The sequence below is a fragment of the Pseudomonas sp. MUP55 genome (assembly GCF_034043515.1).
Lineage (GTDB): Bacteria > Pseudomonadota > Gammaproteobacteria > Pseudomonadales > Pseudomonadaceae > Aquipseudomonas.
The window spans coordinates 1,014,190-1,030,761 of record NZ_CP138214.1 but is presented as its reverse complement, the minus strand read 5'-3'; the positions used below and the strand labels follow the sequence as shown (position 1 = coordinate 1,030,761).

The 16,572-nt window shown below is 59.6% G+C and carries 11 protein-coding genes; 6 read left to right on the top strand and 5 right to left on the bottom strand.

What is annotated here, in order from left to right:
- Positions 1-56 precede the first annotated feature (56 nt).
- Positions 57-1,412, bottom strand: a complete 1,356-nt coding sequence (locus tag SC318_RS04490) for a tryptophan--tRNA ligase (protein ID WP_320429819.1) — start codon at positions 1,410-1,412, stop codon at positions 57-59.
- A 24-nt stretch (positions 1,413-1,436) separates the two neighbouring features.
- Positions 1,437-2,066 (bottom strand): alpha/beta hydrolase, encoded by a 630-nt coding sequence (locus tag SC318_RS04485; RefSeq protein ID WP_320429818.1) that lies wholly within the window; start codon positions 2,064-2,066, stop codon positions 1,437-1,439.
- A gap of 146 nt (positions 2,067-2,212) precedes the next feature.
- Between SC318_RS04485 and SC318_RS04480 the strand changes: the two genes are divergently transcribed.
- Complete coding sequence (locus SC318_RS04480; protein ID WP_003171734.1) at positions 2,213-2,650, top strand: Z-ring associated ZapG family protein; 438 nt, start codon at positions 2,213-2,215, stop codon at positions 2,648-2,650.
- Positions 2,651-2,846: 196 nt separating this feature from the next.
- On the opposite strand, the gene SC318_RS04475 is transcribed toward SC318_RS04480, so the two are convergent.
- The 3 genes from SC318_RS04475 to SC318_RS04465 form a co-directional block, all read right to left on the bottom strand.
- Positions 2,847-4,571, bottom strand: a complete 1,725-nt coding sequence (locus tag SC318_RS04475) for an ABC transporter ATP-binding protein/permease (RefSeq protein WP_320429817.1) — start codon at positions 4,569-4,571, stop codon at positions 2,847-2,849.
- Positions 4,572-4,670: 99 nt separating this feature from the next.
- Positions 4,671-5,231: a response regulator transcription factor gene (locus tag SC318_RS04470; protein WP_003171731.1), complete on the bottom strand. Its 561-nt coding sequence runs from the start codon at positions 5,229-5,231 to the stop codon at positions 4,671-4,673.
- Complete coding sequence (locus SC318_RS04465) at positions 5,224-6,486, bottom strand: ATP-binding protein (protein WP_057724530.1); 1,263 nt, start codon at positions 6,484-6,486, stop codon at positions 5,224-5,226. Before SC318_RS04465 ends, SC318_RS04470 begins: the two co-directional genes overlap by 8 nt.
- Before the next feature lie 241 nt (positions 6,487-6,727).
- Between SC318_RS04465 and SC318_RS04460 the strand changes: the two genes are divergently transcribed.
- The 5 genes from SC318_RS04460 (at position 6,728) to SC318_RS04440 (ending at position 16,531) form a co-directional block, all read left to right on the top strand.
- Positions 6,728-7,441, top strand: coding sequence for an SIMPL domain-containing protein (locus SC318_RS04460; RefSeq protein WP_320429813.1), 714 nt, complete (start codon positions 6,728-6,730; stop codon positions 7,439-7,441).
- 162 nt (positions 7,442-7,603) lie between these two features.
- Positions 7,604-11,035: a dermonecrotic toxin domain-containing protein gene (locus SC318_RS04455; RefSeq protein ID WP_320429812.1), complete on the top strand. Its 3,432-nt coding sequence runs from the start codon at positions 7,604-7,606 to the stop codon at positions 11,033-11,035.
- A 96-nt stretch (positions 11,036-11,131) separates the two neighbouring features.
- Positions 11,132-12,733 carry an ABC transporter substrate-binding protein gene (locus SC318_RS04450; RefSeq protein WP_320429811.1) on the top strand — a complete coding sequence of 534 codons (1,602 nt, stop codon included), beginning with the start codon at positions 11,132-11,134 and terminating at the stop codon, positions 12,731-12,733.
- 258 nt (positions 12,734-12,991) lie between these two features.
- Complete coding sequence (locus SC318_RS04445; RefSeq protein ID WP_306491597.1) at positions 12,992-14,620, top strand: ABC transporter substrate-binding protein; 1,629 nt, start codon at positions 12,992-12,994, stop codon at positions 14,618-14,620.
- Positions 14,621-14,926: 306 nt separating this feature from the next.
- On the top strand, positions 14,927-16,531 hold the full coding sequence (locus SC318_RS04440) for an ABC transporter substrate-binding protein (protein ID WP_320429810.1): 1,605 nt from the start codon (positions 14,927-14,929) through the stop codon (positions 16,529-16,531).
- Positions 16,532-16,572 lie beyond the last annotated feature (41 nt).

The window sequence follows — 16,572 nt, the reverse complement described above, 5'->3', positions numbered from 1 at the left end:
AACGGGCCGTCACTGTAACGACGGCCCTGGATAATGGCAATCAACCCTTGGTCGGGTTAATCCTGCGCAGGGGTCAGCGCGACGCGCAAGGCGGCGATAGCGGCATCACGGGAGGCGCTGTCGGCGAACTCGGCGCTGTCGGCCACGGCAGCGTCGTCCAGCCATACGCTGAAGCTCAGGGCCTCGGTGCGTACGTCCAACGCGTCGCCGTTTTGCAATTGCTTGGTCACCGCACCCGCCGCTTTGCCGTCGGCGAAGTTGCGCGACAACAGCAGTTGCTCGCCATCGGCCGCCAGCAGGCGGAAGCGGAAGCTGCCGTCGTCTTCGCGGAAACTCACGAAGCGGGCGGCCTTCGCGGCCTTTTTCTTGCTGGCGACCGGCGCCGCAGCCTGGTTGACGAACGAACGCAGACCCACTGCTTCGCGCAGCTGTGCCAGGAAGGGCGCCGCGACGGCACGGGCCTTCTTGGCGCCGACCAGCAGCAGGTCTTCCATGTCCGAGGGGCGTGACATCAGTTGATGGTAACGCTCACGTGCTTCACCCAACTGGCCATCCAGCAACTGGAACAGACGGTTCTTCGCCTCGCCCCAACCCAGGCCTTGCAACAGTTCACTGCGGAACGCTTCTGCCTGGTCCTTGCTCGCAAACGCCTGGTACAGGGTGAACAGGTGGGAGTTGTCCGGGTCCTTCGCCTCGCCGGGCGCGCGCGAGTCGGTGACGATCCGCGAGATCGCGTCTTTCATGTCCTTGGCGCTGGTGAACAACGGGATGGTGTTGTCATAGCTCTTGGACATCTTGCGGCCATCCAGGCCCGGCAAGGTGGCGACGCTTTCTTCGATCAACGCTTCGGGCATGGTGAAGAATTCTTTACCGTTGCCGAACAGGTGGTTGAAGCGCTGGCCGATGTCACGCGCCATCTCCACGTGCTGGATCTGGTCGCGACCCACCGGCACCTTGTGCGCGTTGAACATCAAAATGTCCGCCGCCATCAGCACCGGGTAGCTGTACAGGCCCATGCTGATGCCCGCATCCGGGTCTTCGCCGGCTTCGACGTTTTTGTCCACCGAGGCTTTGTAGGCGTGGGCGCGATTAAGCAAGCCCTTGGCGGCCACGCACGTCAGCAGCCAGGTCAGCTCGGGGATTTCCGGGATATCGGACTGGCGATAGAAGGTCACCCGGTTCACGTCCAGGCCACCGGCCAGCCAGGTCGCGGCGATTTCCATGCGCGAGCGCTGGATGCGCTGCGGGTCATCGCACTTGATCAGGGCGTGGTAGTCGGCCAGGAAGTAGAAGGAATCGGCGTTGGCGTCCTGGCTGGCAAGGATCGCCGGGCGGATCGCGCCAGCGTAGTTGCCCAGGTGCGGCGTGCCGGTGGTGGTGATGCCGGTGAGGATACGGGTACGCGTCGTCATGGGTAATCGCTTATCAGACTGCTATCAATTCGAGAGGCGCGGCAGCACCAGATCCTTCAGATCGGTGAGCTTGCCGTGAAAAAAGTGTCCGCATTCTGCCACTTTCAGCAGCTCATGGGGGCGTTTCAGGGCGGCGGACCAGTCGTAGACGACTTGCGGGTCGACCACTTCGTCGGTTTCCGGCTGGATCAGGGTCAAGGGGCAATCCTGTGGCAGAACATCCGAATCACGCAGACGCATCACCGCGGCAGCCACCATGAACAGGTGCGCCAACTTTTCACCCTTGGCTTCCAGGCGTCCACCGAGGCTGGCGGCCACATAGCCACCAAACGAGAAGCCCAGCAGCGTCATCGGTAGCTCAGGGTGTTTTTCCCGCAGCCAGGTGGCGGCGGCTTCGGCATCGTCGACTTCACCGGTAGCCATGTCATGGCTACCGGCACTCGCACCGACGCCACGATAGTTGAAACGCAATGTAATCAAACCGGCATCGCGGGCGGTGCGCTGCAGGGTCGATACCACTTTATTGAGCATGGTCCCACCCTGCACCGGGTTAGGGTGGCAGATCAGCGCCAGGCCACGTGGTTCGGGGTGATCCAGGTACAGGGCTTCCAGTTGACCCACCGGGCCATCGATCAAAACAGGGGTTTCACGCATGAGCAAGGATGAACTCCGTGACCTCTCAAGGGGTCGACTCGTCTAGCTAAAAGTCTGTGCATGGCATCATTGCGAGCTTAATCGCGGTATACAGCGCAGGTTTGAGCCGTTAACGTAAAGCAAAGCCGTTTATAGAGGAAGGACTCGTGGAACACTCGCTCTTAGTTTGGTTGTTGCCGACTCTTGCCCTGGTTGCCGGTGTCGCCATTGGTTTCCTGGTTGCCCGCCTGCTGCCCAATGCCGCGCCTAACCGCACGCAGCGTCAGCTGGATGACATTCAGGAACGTTTTGACAGTTATCAGAACGAGGTTGTTACCCACTTCAACAGCACCGCGACCCTGGTCAAGAAGCTCACCCAGAGCTACCAGGAAGTACAGGATCATCTCGCCGATGGCGCTAACCGCCTGGCCCTCGACGACATCACCCGCCAGCGCCTGCTGGCCGCGCTGCATTCCGATGCACCGCAAACACCCCGCGAACGCCTGACCCCGCCTCGGGAAAACCAGGAACCGCCACGGGACTACGCGCCAAAAACGCCGAACGCCCCAGGCATGCTGGATGAGCACTACGGCTTGAAAAAGTAAGTCAGTTTCCAGTAACACAAAGCCCGGCTGATCGATGATCAGCCGGGCTTTTTATTGGGCTCAGTTCGTCAGAAGCGCGCAGATCCCATTGTGGGAGGGGGCTTGCCCCCGATAGCAGGGTGTCAGCCGGCACAGGTATCAACTGGTCCACCGCCATCGGGGGCAAGCCCCCTCCCACATTGACCAATGTTTGTCCTCAGGCCAGCGGTTGCTCCTGCAACCGTCCAGCCTCGATCCGCACATGCCGCCCATGAAAGCGCTTGAGGCTGCTGCGATGCCCGACGCTGACGATGCTCAGCCCCGGCAGTTCATCGATCAGCGCCTGGTACAACGTTGCCTCATCCTCTTCATCCATCGCCGAGGTGGCTTCGTCCATGTACAGCCACTGCGGCGCGAACAACAGGGCGCGGGCGAAGGCCAGGCGCTGCTGTTCGCCCGGCGAGAGCATGCGCTGCCAATGGTTGGCTTCATCAAGACGGTTGACCAGATGCGGCAAGCGGCAGGTTTCCAGCACCTGTGCATAACGTTGTGCCGGATAGACGCTGTCCTCTTGTGGATAACTCAACACCGCTTTCAACGTGCCAATCGGCAAATAAGGCTTTTGCGGCAGAAACAGATAACGCGCCGCCGGCAGACGAATGCTGCCATGCCCCGCCGGCCACAAATGCCCCATTGCGCGCAGCAGCGTACTTTTACCACTGCCGGAACGCCCGCTGAGCATCACGCGTTGACCTGGCTCCACGCTCATGTCGGCGTCGGTGAGCAAGTGACGGCCGTCGGCCAGGTCCATGCCCAGGCCCTGCACCACCAGGCGCTCACCTTCGGGGCGCACATCGATGGCCGGCGCGCGCTGCTCATTGTCGGTCATGGCCTGACGGAAGCTCAGCAAACGATCGCTGGTGGCACGCCACGACGCCAGCTCCGAGTAGGCGTTGATGAACCAGCTGAAGTTTTCCTGCACATTGCCGAACGCCGAGTTGATTTGCATCAGCTCGCCCAGTTCGATCTTGCCGGTGAAGTAACGTGGCGCGGCGACGATAAACGGAAAGATGATCGCTATCTGGCTGTAGCCGGCGGTAAAGAACGTCAGGCGCTTGGACACTTTCATGATGTCCCAGAAGTTGTGCCAGACCTTGCCGAAACGCGAGCTCAGGCGCTGCTTTTCGTTCGGTTCGCCGTTGTACAGCGCGATGCTTTCGGCGTTTTCGCGCACCCGTACCATGGAAAAACGCAGGTCCGCTTCGAAGCGCTGTTGCTGGTTGCTCAAGCCGATCAAGCGACGCCCGATCAGGTGCGTCAGCCAGCTGCCCACCGCCGCATACAACAGCGCACACCAGAACATGTAGCCGGGAATGGTGATGCCAAACACCTCGATGCTGCCCGACACGCCCCACAGGATGATCGAGAACGATACCAGGCTGACCACGTTGCGCAGCAGCCCCAGGCCCAGGCTCAAGGTGCTGGAGGTGAACGTATTGAGGTCTTCGGAAATCCGCTGGTCAGGGTTATCGGTGTAACCGCCCTGCTCCAGCTGGTAATAGTTCTTGTGGGCGAGCCAGCGCGCAAAGTGCTTTTCGGTCAGCCACGCACGCCAGCGGATGGTGAGCATCTGGGTCAGGTACAGGCGGTACACCGCGCCGAGGATCGCCACGGCCGCAATGCCGCCGAAGTAACCGATCAACTGCCAGAAGGCGACCGTGTCCTTTTTCTGCAGGGCGTTGTAGAAATCCTTGTACCAGTGGTTTATCCACACGGAGATTGCCACGCTGAACAGCGATAAACCAATCACGGCAGCCAGCAGCAACCAGGCCCTGCCCTTCTCTTCACTGCGCCAATACGGCGTGATCATCGCCCAGGTTCGACGAAAGAATTGCCCGTGCACCGCATCGTTGACCGCGGAATATTCAGCGTTCTGATTCATTGTTCAGGCTCGTCAGGGAATTATGGCAGGCGTTTGAACCGATCATAGGCGATCGGTTCAGGGCTCCGTGCAGCCTGAAGCGGATTGTTCAGTGTTCGTTCAGCGCCGTACCGGACGCTTCTGCAGTTTGCGCTGCAACGTGCGCCGGTGCATGCCAAGGGCACGGGCGGTGGCGGAGATGTTGCCTTCGTGCTCCGTCAGTACGCGCTGGATGTGTTCCCACTGCAGGCGGTCAACCGACATCGGGTTTTCCGGCACCAGGGTGTCGAGGTCGGCATGCTCGGAGAGCAGCGCGGCGAGCACGTCATCGGCGTCCGCCGGCTTGCACAGGTAGTTGCAGGCACCGCGCTTGATAGCTTCGACCGCGGTGGCGATGCTGGAATAGCCGGTGAGGATCACCACGCGCATTTCCGGGTCGAGTTCGAGCAGCTTGGGCAACAGCACCAGGCCCGAGTCGCCGTCCATTTTCAGGTCGAGCGCGGCGTAGTCCGGCAGGTCGGCCTGGGCGATGGTCAGGCCTTCCTCGGCCGAGCCTGCGGTGCTGACGCGAAAGCCGCGACGGCTCATGGCGCGGGCCATCACGCGGGTAAAGGTGGCGTCGTCATCTACCAGCAACAAATGCGGCAGTTCTTCGCCTTCGACTTGGATCTCGTCACTCATCGATATCTCCTCGTGCGACACGGGGCAGGCGCAGCTCGGTAAGCGTGCCACCTTCCTCATGACTATAGAGCTTCACTGAGCCGCCCGCGCGGGTCACGCTGGCCTTGCTCAAAAACAGGCCCAGGCCGAAGCCTTTGCCCTTGGTGGTAAAGAACGGTTTGCCGATCTGCTCGGCAATGGCCAGCGGCACGCCCGCGCCGTGGTCACGAATGCTGATGGTGACGTTTTCCGCGTCCCAGTCCAACTGCACGCCCAGGCCTTCAGGGCAGGCGTCGGCCGCGTTGTTCAGCAGGTTGAGCAAGGCCTGGGTCAGGTCTGGCGGCGGCGCCATGCGCGGCACGCTGCCCTGGCCCAACAGGCTGAAGCGGTAACTGGCCTCGGGGCGCATCAGGTGCCAGCGGTTCAGCGCTTCGTCGAGCCACTGGGTGACATCCTGCATCTCTACGGCCAGACGCCGATTGGCCTCGGCGGCGCGAACCAACTGCTGCAGGGTCAGTTTGCACTGCTTGACCTGTTCCTGCAGCACGCTGAGGTCATCTTGCAACGCCGGATCGTGGTGGTCCTGAGTCATTTCCTTGAGCAGTACGCTCATGGTCGCCAGCGGCGTGCCCAGCTCATGGGCGGCACCGGCCGCCTGGGTGGCGACGGCCAGCAACTGCTGGTCACGCAGGCCTTCTTCACGGCGAATGGCGCGCAGTTCTTCCTGGCGGCGCAGTTCTTCGGCCATGCGCGCGGCAAAAAAGGTGATCACGGCGGCGGACAGCGCAAAGCTCAGCCACATTCCGTAGATCTGCAGGTTCTCCCGGGCGATGGGAAACGTCTGCAACGGATAGAACTGCGCCAGCAACAGGGTGTACAGCGTCAGCGCGATGCCCGAGAGCACCACCGAATAGCGCCACGGCAAGGTCACGGCGGCGATGGTCAGCGGCACCAGGTAATAAGAAACGAACGGGTTGGTGGACCCCCCGGAGAAATACAGCAGCACACTGTGGATAAACAGGTCGCAGGCCAATTGCAGGGCATATTCCAGCTCGGTGACCGGCCACGTGGTGCGCAAGCGGATGGCGGTAAACGCACAGAGCACGGTGGAGAACCCGAGGGTTACCGCCAGTTGCAGCCAGGGCAGCGGCAGCAGGTCGAACCAATAGGCGAGCCCGACGGAACCGGCCTGTGCGGCCAGTACCAGGGTGCGGATGAACGTCAGGCGCCAGAGGTTCTGGCGAGTGGCGGAAGTCAGTTTTACGGCGGCGAGCATGAGCTCTCCCGATGAGCGCTGCAGGCGGATCGGCACGAGTATAAACGAAGCAGCGCCTGGGCATTGGGTGTGTGGCTCTTTGACGCAGTGGGCGCTGCAGCCACGAGCCGCAAGCTCAAAGCCACAAGAAAGAGCCCCGCTTGCGGCTTGCAGCTTGAAACTTTTTTCTAATGCTTAAACCCGAAGAACCCGATGCCACCGTCTACAGTCATACCGAACACGACAATCTCAAGGAGCTTTCATGTCTCGTTTCACTCGCAGTGCCGCCGTTCTCACCCTCGGCGCCAGCGCCCTGGCCAGCCTGCCGGCCATGGCCGCCGACGAACTGCATTACAACCAGATCTCCCTGCGCGCCGAAGTCAGCCAGGAAGTGGCGCGCGACAAGATGATCGTCACCCTCTACACCGAATCGCAGAACTCGGACCCGGCCAAGCTTGCCGCCGAGATCACCAATACGATGAACACGGCGCTGGGTCAGGCGCGCGAAGTCAAGGCCGTGACCCTGAGCCAGGGCAGCCGCAACAGCTACCCGATCTACGACAGCAAGAACCAGAAAATCACCGGCTGGCGTGAGCGCGCCGAACTGCGCCTGGAAAGCGCGGACTTCCCGACGCTGTCCAAACTCACCGGCGAGCTGTTGAACTCGCTGAAAATGGACAACATGAACTTCGCCATCGCCGACAGCACGCGCAAGGCCAGCGAAGACGCGATGCTCAAGGACGCGGTTGCCGCGTTCAAGGCCCGCGCGCAACTGGCCACCGATGCGCTGGGCGGCAAGGGTTACAAGATCGTCAACCTGAACTTCAACACCAACGGCTACCCGATGCCCTACGAGCGCGGCAACACGATGATGATGAAAGCGGCGATGGCCGATTCAGCGCCAACACCTGAAGTGGAGGCCGGCACCAGCAAGGTCAACATGAGCGCAGACGGGGTAATTGAAGTACTTCAGTAAAGCTCGCTGGCGATATCAGAGACGGCGTGGCCTGAGGGCCTACGCCGTTTTTTACGCCTGCGTGAAGGTCCTGAAATCCTTTATCACTATTGCCGCTGGAATCGATAGCCGGTTTTTCGATACAGACACAGTGCCCCGAATGACAAGGAACGCGCTGCGGGTATGTCTAAACCACTACCGAGATCCGCACCCATGAGAATATCGCACACCCCCCCGACGGGCTTTCATCCCGGCAGCGTCAAATTGTCAGACGCTACCAGCACCCCCACCAGCCCGACCGCCAAAAGCGCCCAAGCGCCAGCTACCGACCTCCGCGCGGCGCCTCAGGAGGCGACACTGGTCGAGGCCTACATCGCCGCGTTGCAGGCCAAACTCCTGACGAACAAATCCAACCTGATCAAGGTTCCCGCTGAAACTACGCTGGGGCAATGGTTGGAGCTGTATCGCGAACAACTGGAGCATCCGGTTGTAAAGGAATGGATGCGCACGCAGCACATTGATCCGACCACCCTGTCAGTCATACCCACCACCGGCGTGATGACCGCCAAGGCAGACGGCGAATACAAAACCTTTTCACTCACCGACGATTCAGGCTGGGGCCAAGTATCGGGGCCCCTCTTGGCCGCGGGCAAAGTCATCGCCCCCGTGGCCGGCCAGAAGCTGCGAGGTCGCTTTGATACGCCGGTCATAGAAGTCAGCGCAACCGTGGTGACCAGTTTTCATGGTGAACCACTGCCTGCCAAGCGCGCCGATGGCGCATCCCAGGCCCGGCGCCTGGAGCGCAATAAAGCCTTCGATCCCATTCCCCCCAACGACCGCCTACGCCCGGCCAGCAGCCGCTCGGCCCAGGCCCTTGAGCAACAGCGACAAGCCGCAGCGACGTTTTACCTCGGAGCTCCGCAGGCCCTGGCGTATAAAAAACTGACGGTCGACGTCAGCAATGCCTTGCCAAACGTTCGCGACGAGGCAAAAAAATGGGCCGATGACTTGCTTCTGAAGCTGACCAAGACACCCATCGATTCCGATACTGTGTTTTTGAACCGGTTCAAGGAGGCACAGAGCGGCGCAACCGCGACCGGCTGGGAGCACATGAGAGAGGAACCTTCGTCCTCGCTCCGCTTGCCGGATGCCTTGCTGAACAATTTTCCAGAGCACGACTGGATACCAGGCAACCTGGACCTGGAGGCGGGCCTCTATAAAGACGGAACGGGACAAAGCCAAAAGGGCGGATACGGTGCCCATAATGAATTCCCCCTGGCGCCCTCTGCGGTCATGCACAAGAGTTGGAACACCGACTTCCAGTCGCAGATCACGGACAAGATCGATCAGTTCTGGAAAGACCAGGGGGCCAATTACCAAACCATGCTCAAGGGCGAATTCACCCGCCAGGCCCGTCAACAACTGAAGGCATTTGAGTCAAAAAGCCCGGCCGAGCAAGCACTGCAGGCACCCGAGCACACATTCACCCGTGAAGACTATCGAATCGTCATGGGCGCGGTCTGCAATTTGCCCCTCGACGAAAACGCACCGCTGACCGTCGCGCAACTCCAGGAGCAGGCACCCGTAAAAGGGGTTGTCCGGGCGCACGCCTTCGACATCAATGGTTTTAAATCCAGCGATATCGTGCGTTTTACTGCACAGGATGACGGCAAATATGAATACCTCAAGGGTCGAAGGGATGGCACTCAAATCCTCTATATCCCAGGCAACGTACCGGCCTTTCTGAAATTCGAGTCATTTGAAAAACTCGACCAGTGGGTGGCCGACCAAGGCAAGGACGCGAAAAAACGCGAAGCGCTGGCCTCGCATTTCGCCAAGGCAGATCGTCAGGACCATGACAGCGGCAGCTTCTGGAAATCCGTCCTGCACTTTGTTTCACCTCTCACGATGCTCGCCGGTGAGGGCCGCCCGAAAGAGGGGGTCGATACCTCGCTCAAGCAACTGGGCACAGGCGCCCGGGACAACCTGGAAGGCACAGTGATTGATCGCGGTAACTTCGCCATCAAAGGCGATGTTTTCAGCACCATGAAGGACGCCGCCCAGGCACGAATGAGCAGTGACGCAGACGTGGTCATCAAATCCAATAGCGAAGTCACCCGCGATACCTGGCTCAACGACCTAAGTGCCGCGGCAGGCCTGCTGGCCAAGTTTGCGCCCATTGCCGAACCCGCCGTAGTCGGATTGGCCGCAGTGACCGGCCTTGCAGAAACCGTCCTGGGCACTGAGAAGGCCGTCTCGGGCGACACTGAAAAAGAGCGCGCCGACGGGGGACGCAAGACCTTTGATGGAACACTCAATACCTTGTTCGCGGTAGTTGGGGCCAAAGGCGGCGCAGGCGAAGACCCGGTGGTGTCACCCCGTGAGAAGCCGTCAGACCCCGTGGGGGTCGTCGACACGCCCGAGCCACAGACCAGCACGGTTGATGAAGCGCAACCCGGTCCCTCATCCGGCAGCCCTGTGGGTAAAGGGTCACCCCTGCCTGCGCCAACATCAAAGCCACTCTTTCCCATGAGTCCCTACGCCACACCCGGAGGCGAGCAGCTGATCGCCGGCGTCTCACCCGATGCACTGGGCGTTTATCGAATCAAGGACAGTACTGGCCTATACCGTCAGTTTGTTCGGTACACCGACGAAACGGGCATCAGCAAGGTGTTTGAAATCGAAAGCCGTTACCGCACGGGCGCTGCCAGTGCCCGCATTATCAGCCCGCAGACCGGCAGAGGCATGATGACGATCAATCCTGGTCGCGGCGGGGAATGGGTAAGGGCTCCGGGCGATGGAGGCGGGTTTTCCTGGCCCTGGAAACGCCCTGCGTCGCCAACGGGCAGCGACACATCCTCGACCACGCCAAAGATTTCGGAGCGGTTCCTCGAATCGGATGGTTCAAAAACCGCGGGCGCCGAAAAATTCGACGACTACCTGAATTTAGAGGAAAACACCGACTATCTGTTCAACAACACGCTGTATCAGGACGGATCAGCCGTGAAGAGAAAGCTGACAACCTCCTGGAAAATTGATGACGGTAAGTTCGCTGTCACCCCAGGTGAAACAGCCGTACCGTGGGAAGCGTCCGCTTCCCAAAGTGAATACTCCACCAGCTTCCTGCCTGACTTGACTCGTGAACGCTACCGCGTGATCACCAGACAAGAAGGTGTAGAAATCAATACCGAATTGGATTACACCTCGGACTCTGAATTTGAAAAAAGATTAAAAAGAGTAGAGCAGTTTGAGGACGCCATTCCCGACATGGCGCTGCGTGCACGGATCTCGGAAGTCGCCCATCAAGGCTCTTCGTTTCCAGCACTCATGGAGCTAAGTCCGCCTGTATTGAAAGAAGGCTATAGCGTTGCCGCCGGCAACAAGACGTTTACCATCAACTATAACCCCGCCGGTGACACACACACGGTCATCGCCGAGACCAACTGGCGCCTGAGGCATGAAACGGAAGATGGCCTGATCACCAGCCGGGATATGGACATAAAGAGTTCAAGGACTTTCACGATACGTAGAAGTAATGAGTTGAACAGCGACGGCTACGAGATCGATAAATCGGCCCCCACCAAAATGGAAGTATCGACGCCAACCGTTGTGTGATTGAGACGATCTTCGCAGTGAAGTGACTCTCCCCTACCTGACAAACCTGAACGGCGGTAACCTCGGTCACCGCCGTTTTCGTTCCCAGGGGTCTCCATGGACAGAATCACCTTCAAACCAATGCTCCTCGCCGCCGGCCTGCTGGCTTTCATGCCGATGGCCCACGCCGCCAGCACCCTGGTCTACTGCTCCGAAGCCAGCCCCGCCGGCTTCGACCCCAGCCAGTACACCAGCGGCACCGATTTTGACGCCTCCGCCGAAACCGTGTTCAACCGTTTGACCCAGTTCAAACGCGGCGGCACCGAAGTCGAGCCCGGCCTCGCCACCCGCTGGGAGGTGTCCGACGACGGTCTGACCTATACCTTCCACCTGCGCGACGGGGTGAAGTTTCACACCACCGATTACTTCACCCCGACCCGCGACTTCAACGCCGATGACGTGCTGTTTACCTTCAATCGCCTGCTGGATGCCGAGAGTCCGTTTCGCAAGGCCTACCCTTCCGAATCGCCCTACTTCACCGACATGGGCCTGAACACCACGATCAAGCACATCGACAAGCTCGACGACCACACCGTGCGTTTCAACCTGAACAACGTTGACGCCTCGTTCGTGCAGAACCTGGCGATGAGTTTCGCTTCGGTGCAATCGGCCGAATATGCCGACCAGCTCCTCAAGCAAGGCAAGGCCGAGGACATTAACCAGAAGCCGGTCGGCACCGGCCCGTTCGTGTTCAAGCGCTACCAGAAAGACGCGCAGATCCGCTACGTCGCCAATCAGCAGTACTGGAAACCCGAGGACGTGAAACTCGACAACCTGGTGTTCGCCATCACCCCTGACGCCGCTGCGCGCCTGCAGAAACTCAAGGCGGGTGAATGCCAGGTCAGCGGCTACCCGCGCCCCTCCGACATCGAAGTGATGAAGCAGGACCCAAACCTGCGCGTGTTGCAGCAGGCCGGTTTCAACCTGGGTTTCCTGGCGTACAACGTCACCCATCCGCCGCTGGACCAGCTCAAGGTGCGCCAGGCCTTGGACATGGCCATCGACAAACCGGCCATCATCAAGGCGGTCTACCAGAGTGCCGGACAATTGGCGCAGAACGCGCTGCCGCCTGCACAGTGGTCTTATGATCCGAACATCAAGGACGCCCCCCATGACCCGACCAAGGCCAGGGCGCTACTAAAAGAAGCAGGGGTTGCACCAGGTAGCACCATCAACCTGTGGGCAATGACCGTGCAGCGCGCCTCCAACCCGAACGCGCGCATGTCCGCGCAGATGATTCAGCAGGACTGGGCCAAGGTCGGCATCAAGGCCAATATCGTCAGCTATGAGTGGGGCGAATACATCAAGCGCGCCAAAAATGGCGAACATGACGCGATGATCTACGGCTGGACCGGCGACAACGGCGACCCGGATAACTGGCTCGGCGTGCTCTACAGTTGTGCCGCGGTCAAGGGCAGCAACTACGCCAAATGGTGTAACCCGGCGTATGACAAGCTGGTGCAGCAGGCCAAGGTCAGCAACGACCGCGAGCAGCGCATCAAGTGGTATCAGCAAGCGCAACAAATCCTTAAGGAACAAGTACCTATAACGCCTATTGCGAACTCGACGGTTTTCCAACCCCTGCGCAAGGAAGTTCGCGATTTCAGGATCAGCCCGTTTGGGCTCACACCGTTCTACGGCGTAAGTCTAGATAAGTAACAACCATGCCCCAATCGAGTGCGCTAGACACCTCGATTGGGCTTTTTCGGTGCGCGCCGCGCACCGAAAAAACCCGCCAAACTGACGCATTTATGTCCAAACTTTCATAAATGCGACATTCTTGTACGCCCGTCCCACTGTTTGGCGCTCGCGACCGTTCAACATCTTGCAATGGGTATGGCGCCTGCATAAGTATCCGCAGGCCGACTCACGAGGTCGCCCTCACCACCAAAAATGACAACAAATCATGAGGCCAACATGCTTAAACACGCAGTCCTTCCGTTATTAGTGAGCGCTGGCCTTATGGCCGCAGCCCCTTTTGCCCAAGCGGCAACTAACCTGGTGTTCTGCTCCGAAGGGAGCCCGGCCGGTTTTGACCCAGGCCAGTACACCACCGGAACAGACTTCGATGCCTCGGCCGAAACCATGTTCAACCGCCTGAGCCAGTTCGAACGTGGCGGCACCGCCGTGGTTCCTGGCCTCGCCACCAGCTGGGACGTGTCCCCGGACGGCCTGACCTACACCTTCCACCTTCGCGAAGGCGTCAAGTTCCACACCACCCCGTACTTCAAGCCGACTCGTGAATTCTCGGCCGACGACGTACTGTTCACGTTTAACCGGATGATCAATAAAGACGATCCATTCCGTAAGGCCTACCCCACCGAGTTCCCGTATTTCACGGACATGGGGATGGACACCAACATCAAGAACATCGAAAAACTCGATGACCACACCGTCAAGTTCACCCTTGGCACCGTGGACGCCGCTTTCATCCAGAACCTGGCGATGAGCTTCGCCTCGATCCAGTCCGCCGAATACGCAGCCCAACTGTTGAAGGAAGGCAAACCCGCCGACATCAACCAGAAACCGGTCGGCACTGGCCCGTTCGTATTCAAGAGCTATCAGAAAGACTCGAACATCCGTTACACCGGCAACAAGGACTACTGGAAACCTGAAGACGTGAAGATCGATAACCTGATCTTCGCCATCACCACCGACCCGTCGGTACGTATCCAGAAGCTCAAGAAAAACGAATGCCAGGTCACCCTGTTCCCACGTCCGGCCGACCTGAAGGCGCTGGGCGAAGACAAAGACCTGAAGCTGCCCCACCAGGCCGGCTTCAACCTCGGTTACGTTGCCTACAACGTGATGGACAAGGTCAAGGGCAGCGATCAGCCGAATCCTCTGGCTGACCTGCGCGTCCGTCAGGCGCTGGACATGTCGGTGAACAAGCAGCAGATCATCGACTCCGTGTACCAGGGCGCCGGTCAGCTGGCCGTCAACGCCATGCCGCCGACCCAGTGGTCCTACGACACCACGATCAAGGACGCGGCGTACAACCCTGAAAAAGCCAAGGCGCTGCTCAAGGAAGCCGGCGTCAAGGAAGGTACCGAGATCGTCTTATGGGCCATGCCGGTTCAGCGTCCGTACAACCCGAACGCCAAGCTGATGGCCGAGATGCTGCAGAACGACTGGTCCAAGATCGGCCTGAAGGTCAAGATCACCAGCTACGAGTGGGGCGAGTACATCAAGCGCTCCAAGGGCGGCGAGAACCAGGCCATGATCATTGGCTGGAGCGGCGACAATGGTGACCCGGACAACTGGCTGAACGTGCTGTTCGGCTGCGACTCGCTGTCGGGTAACAACTTCTCCAAATGGTGTGACAAGAAATTCGACGGCATCGTGAAAGAAGCCAAGGCCACTTCGGATGTCGCCAAACGCACCGAGCTGTACAAGCAGGCGCAACATGTACTCAAAGATGCAGTTCCGATGACACCTATCGCGCACTCGACGGTGTATCAACCCATGCGCAACACCGTGCAGGACTTCAAGATCAGCCCGTTTGGCTTGAACTCCTTCTACGGCGTCAGCGTAAGCGGCAAGTAAGAGTCACTGACGGCGACGTTTCACAACGTCGCCGTTATTGCATCTGCCCGGCCCGTAGGAAACAGACCACATTCGTAAGCATTGCCGTCCTACAGCAATGAACTGCGCTTCGTGGCTCCGTTGCCTACAGGGTCAGTCTGATTTGGCGCATTTACTGCGAAGTCCGCGACCCATAACGTCGTAGGACTGCAGAGGCGCCAAGTTGGGAAAGGCACTTACCGCATGTGGGAACCAGCGTTGTCCCCCTGGCTACACGCCTGAGGGATTGCTCGCTGTTGATAACTACAGACAAGGATCGGAATCGTCATGCGCCATACCCTCGTTCTATCCGCAATGTTTGCCACCAGCCTGCTGGCTGTGGCCACGACCGCTCAGGCCGCCGACAAGAAGAGCCTGGTGTTCTGCTCCGAAGGCAGCCCGGCAGGCTTCGACACAGCGCAATACACCACCGCCACCGACAACGATGCCGCGGAGCCGCTGTACAACCGCCTGGTCGAGTTCGAAAAAGGTGCGACTGACGTAGTGCCTGGGCTGGCGACCAAGTGGGATATCTCCGAAGACGGCCTGACGTACACCTTCCACCTGCGTGAAGGGGTGAAGTTCCACAGCAGCAAGGAGTTCAAGCCCACGCGCGACTTCAATGCCGACGACGTGCTGTTCACCTTCAACCGCATGCTTGACCCCGAGCATCCGTTTCGCAAGGCCTACCCCACCGAATTTCCGTACTTCAACGGCATGAGCCTGAACAAGAACATTGCCAAGGTCGAAAAAACCGGCCCGTACACCGTGGTAATGACCTTGAACACGGTCGACGCCGCGTTCGTGCAAAACATCGCCATGAGCTTCGCAGCGATCCTCTCGGCCGAATATGCCGAGCAGTTGCTCAAGGAAGGCAAACCCAGCGATATCAACCAGAAGCCAATCGGCACTGGCCCGTTTGTGTTCCAGCGTTATCAGAAAGACTCGCAGATCCGTTACGTGGCGAACAAACAGTACTGGGACCCGAGCCGGGTCAAGCTCGACCAGTTGATCTTCGCCATCAACACCGACGCTTCCGTACGTGTGCAGAAGCTCAAGGCCGGCGAATGCCAGGTCACCCTGCACCCGCGCCCTGCCGACGTGGACGCGCTCAAGGCCGACCCGAACCTGCAACTGCTGACCAAGCCCGGCTTCAACCTCGGCTACATCGCCTACAACGTGCGCCACAAGCCGTTCGACCAGCTCGAAGTGCGCCAGGCGCTGGACATGGCGGTCAACAAGCAGAGCATTCTCAATGCGGTGTACCAGGGCGCCGGGCAACTGGCGGTCAACGCCATGCCGCCGACCCAGTGGTCCTACGACGACAGCATCAAGGACGCCGCCTACAACCCGGAAAAAGCCAAGGAACTGCTCAAGGCCGCCGGTGTGAAGGAAGGCACCGAGATCACCCTCTGGGCGATGCCGGTACAACGTCCGTACAACCCCAACGCCAAGCTGATGGCCGAAATGCTGCAGAACGATTGGGCCAAGATCGGCCTGAAAGTGAAGATCGTCAGTTACGAATGGGGCGAGTACATCAAGCGCACCAAGAACGGTGAACACGATGTCAGCCTGATCGGCTGGACCGGTGACAACGGTGACCCGGACAACTGGCTGGGCACCCTCTACAGCTGCGACGCCATCGGCGGGAACAACTACTCCATGTGGTGCGACCCGGCGTACGACAAGCTGATCAAGCAAGCCAAGGTCGTGACCGACCGTGAACAAAGGACTGTTCTGTACAAACAGGCGCAGCAACTGCTCAAGCAGCAGGTGCCGATCACGCCAGTCGCCCACTCGACGGTCAACCAGCCGTTAAGCGCCAAAGTCGAAGGCTTCAAGGTGAGCCCCTTCGGCCGCAACGTGTTTTCGGGCGTCAGTATCACCCCATAAGAAAAAATAACCGGATTGCAGGGAGCGAAGTTGGCTCCCGG

Coding starts and splice junctions, on each gene's coding strand:
- SC318_RS04450 (WP_320429811.1), top strand. CDS start 11,132: ATGGACAGAATCACCTTCAAACCAATGCTCCTCGCCGCCGGCCTGCTG.
- SC318_RS04490 (WP_320429819.1), bottom strand. CDS start 1,412: ATGACGACGCGTACCCGTATCCTCACCGGCATCACCACCACCGGCACG.
- SC318_RS04485 (WP_320429818.1), bottom strand. CDS start 2,066: ATGCGTGAAACCCCTGTTTTGATCGATGGCCCGGTGGGTCAACTGGAA.
- SC318_RS04465 (WP_057724530.1), bottom strand. CDS start 6,486: ATGCTCGCCGCCGTAAAACTGACTTCCGCCACTCGCCAGAACCTCTGG.
- SC318_RS04470 (WP_003171731.1), bottom strand. CDS start 5,231: ATGAGTGACGAGATCCAAGTCGAAGGCGAAGAACTGCCGCATTTGTTG.
- SC318_RS04455 (WP_320429812.1), top strand. CDS start 7,604: ATGTCTAAACCACTACCGAGATCCGCACCCATGAGAATATCGCACACC.
- SC318_RS04475 (WP_320429817.1), bottom strand. CDS start 4,571: ATGAATCAGAACGCTGAATATTCCGCGGTCAACGATGCGGTGCACGGG.
- SC318_RS04460 (WP_320429813.1), top strand. CDS start 6,728: ATGTCTCGTTTCACTCGCAGTGCCGCCGTTCTCACCCTCGGCGCCAGC.
- SC318_RS04445 (WP_306491597.1), top strand. CDS start 12,992: ATGCTTAAACACGCAGTCCTTCCGTTATTAGTGAGCGCTGGCCTTATG.
- SC318_RS04440 (WP_320429810.1), top strand. CDS start 14,927: ATGCGCCATACCCTCGTTCTATCCGCAATGTTTGCCACCAGCCTGCTG.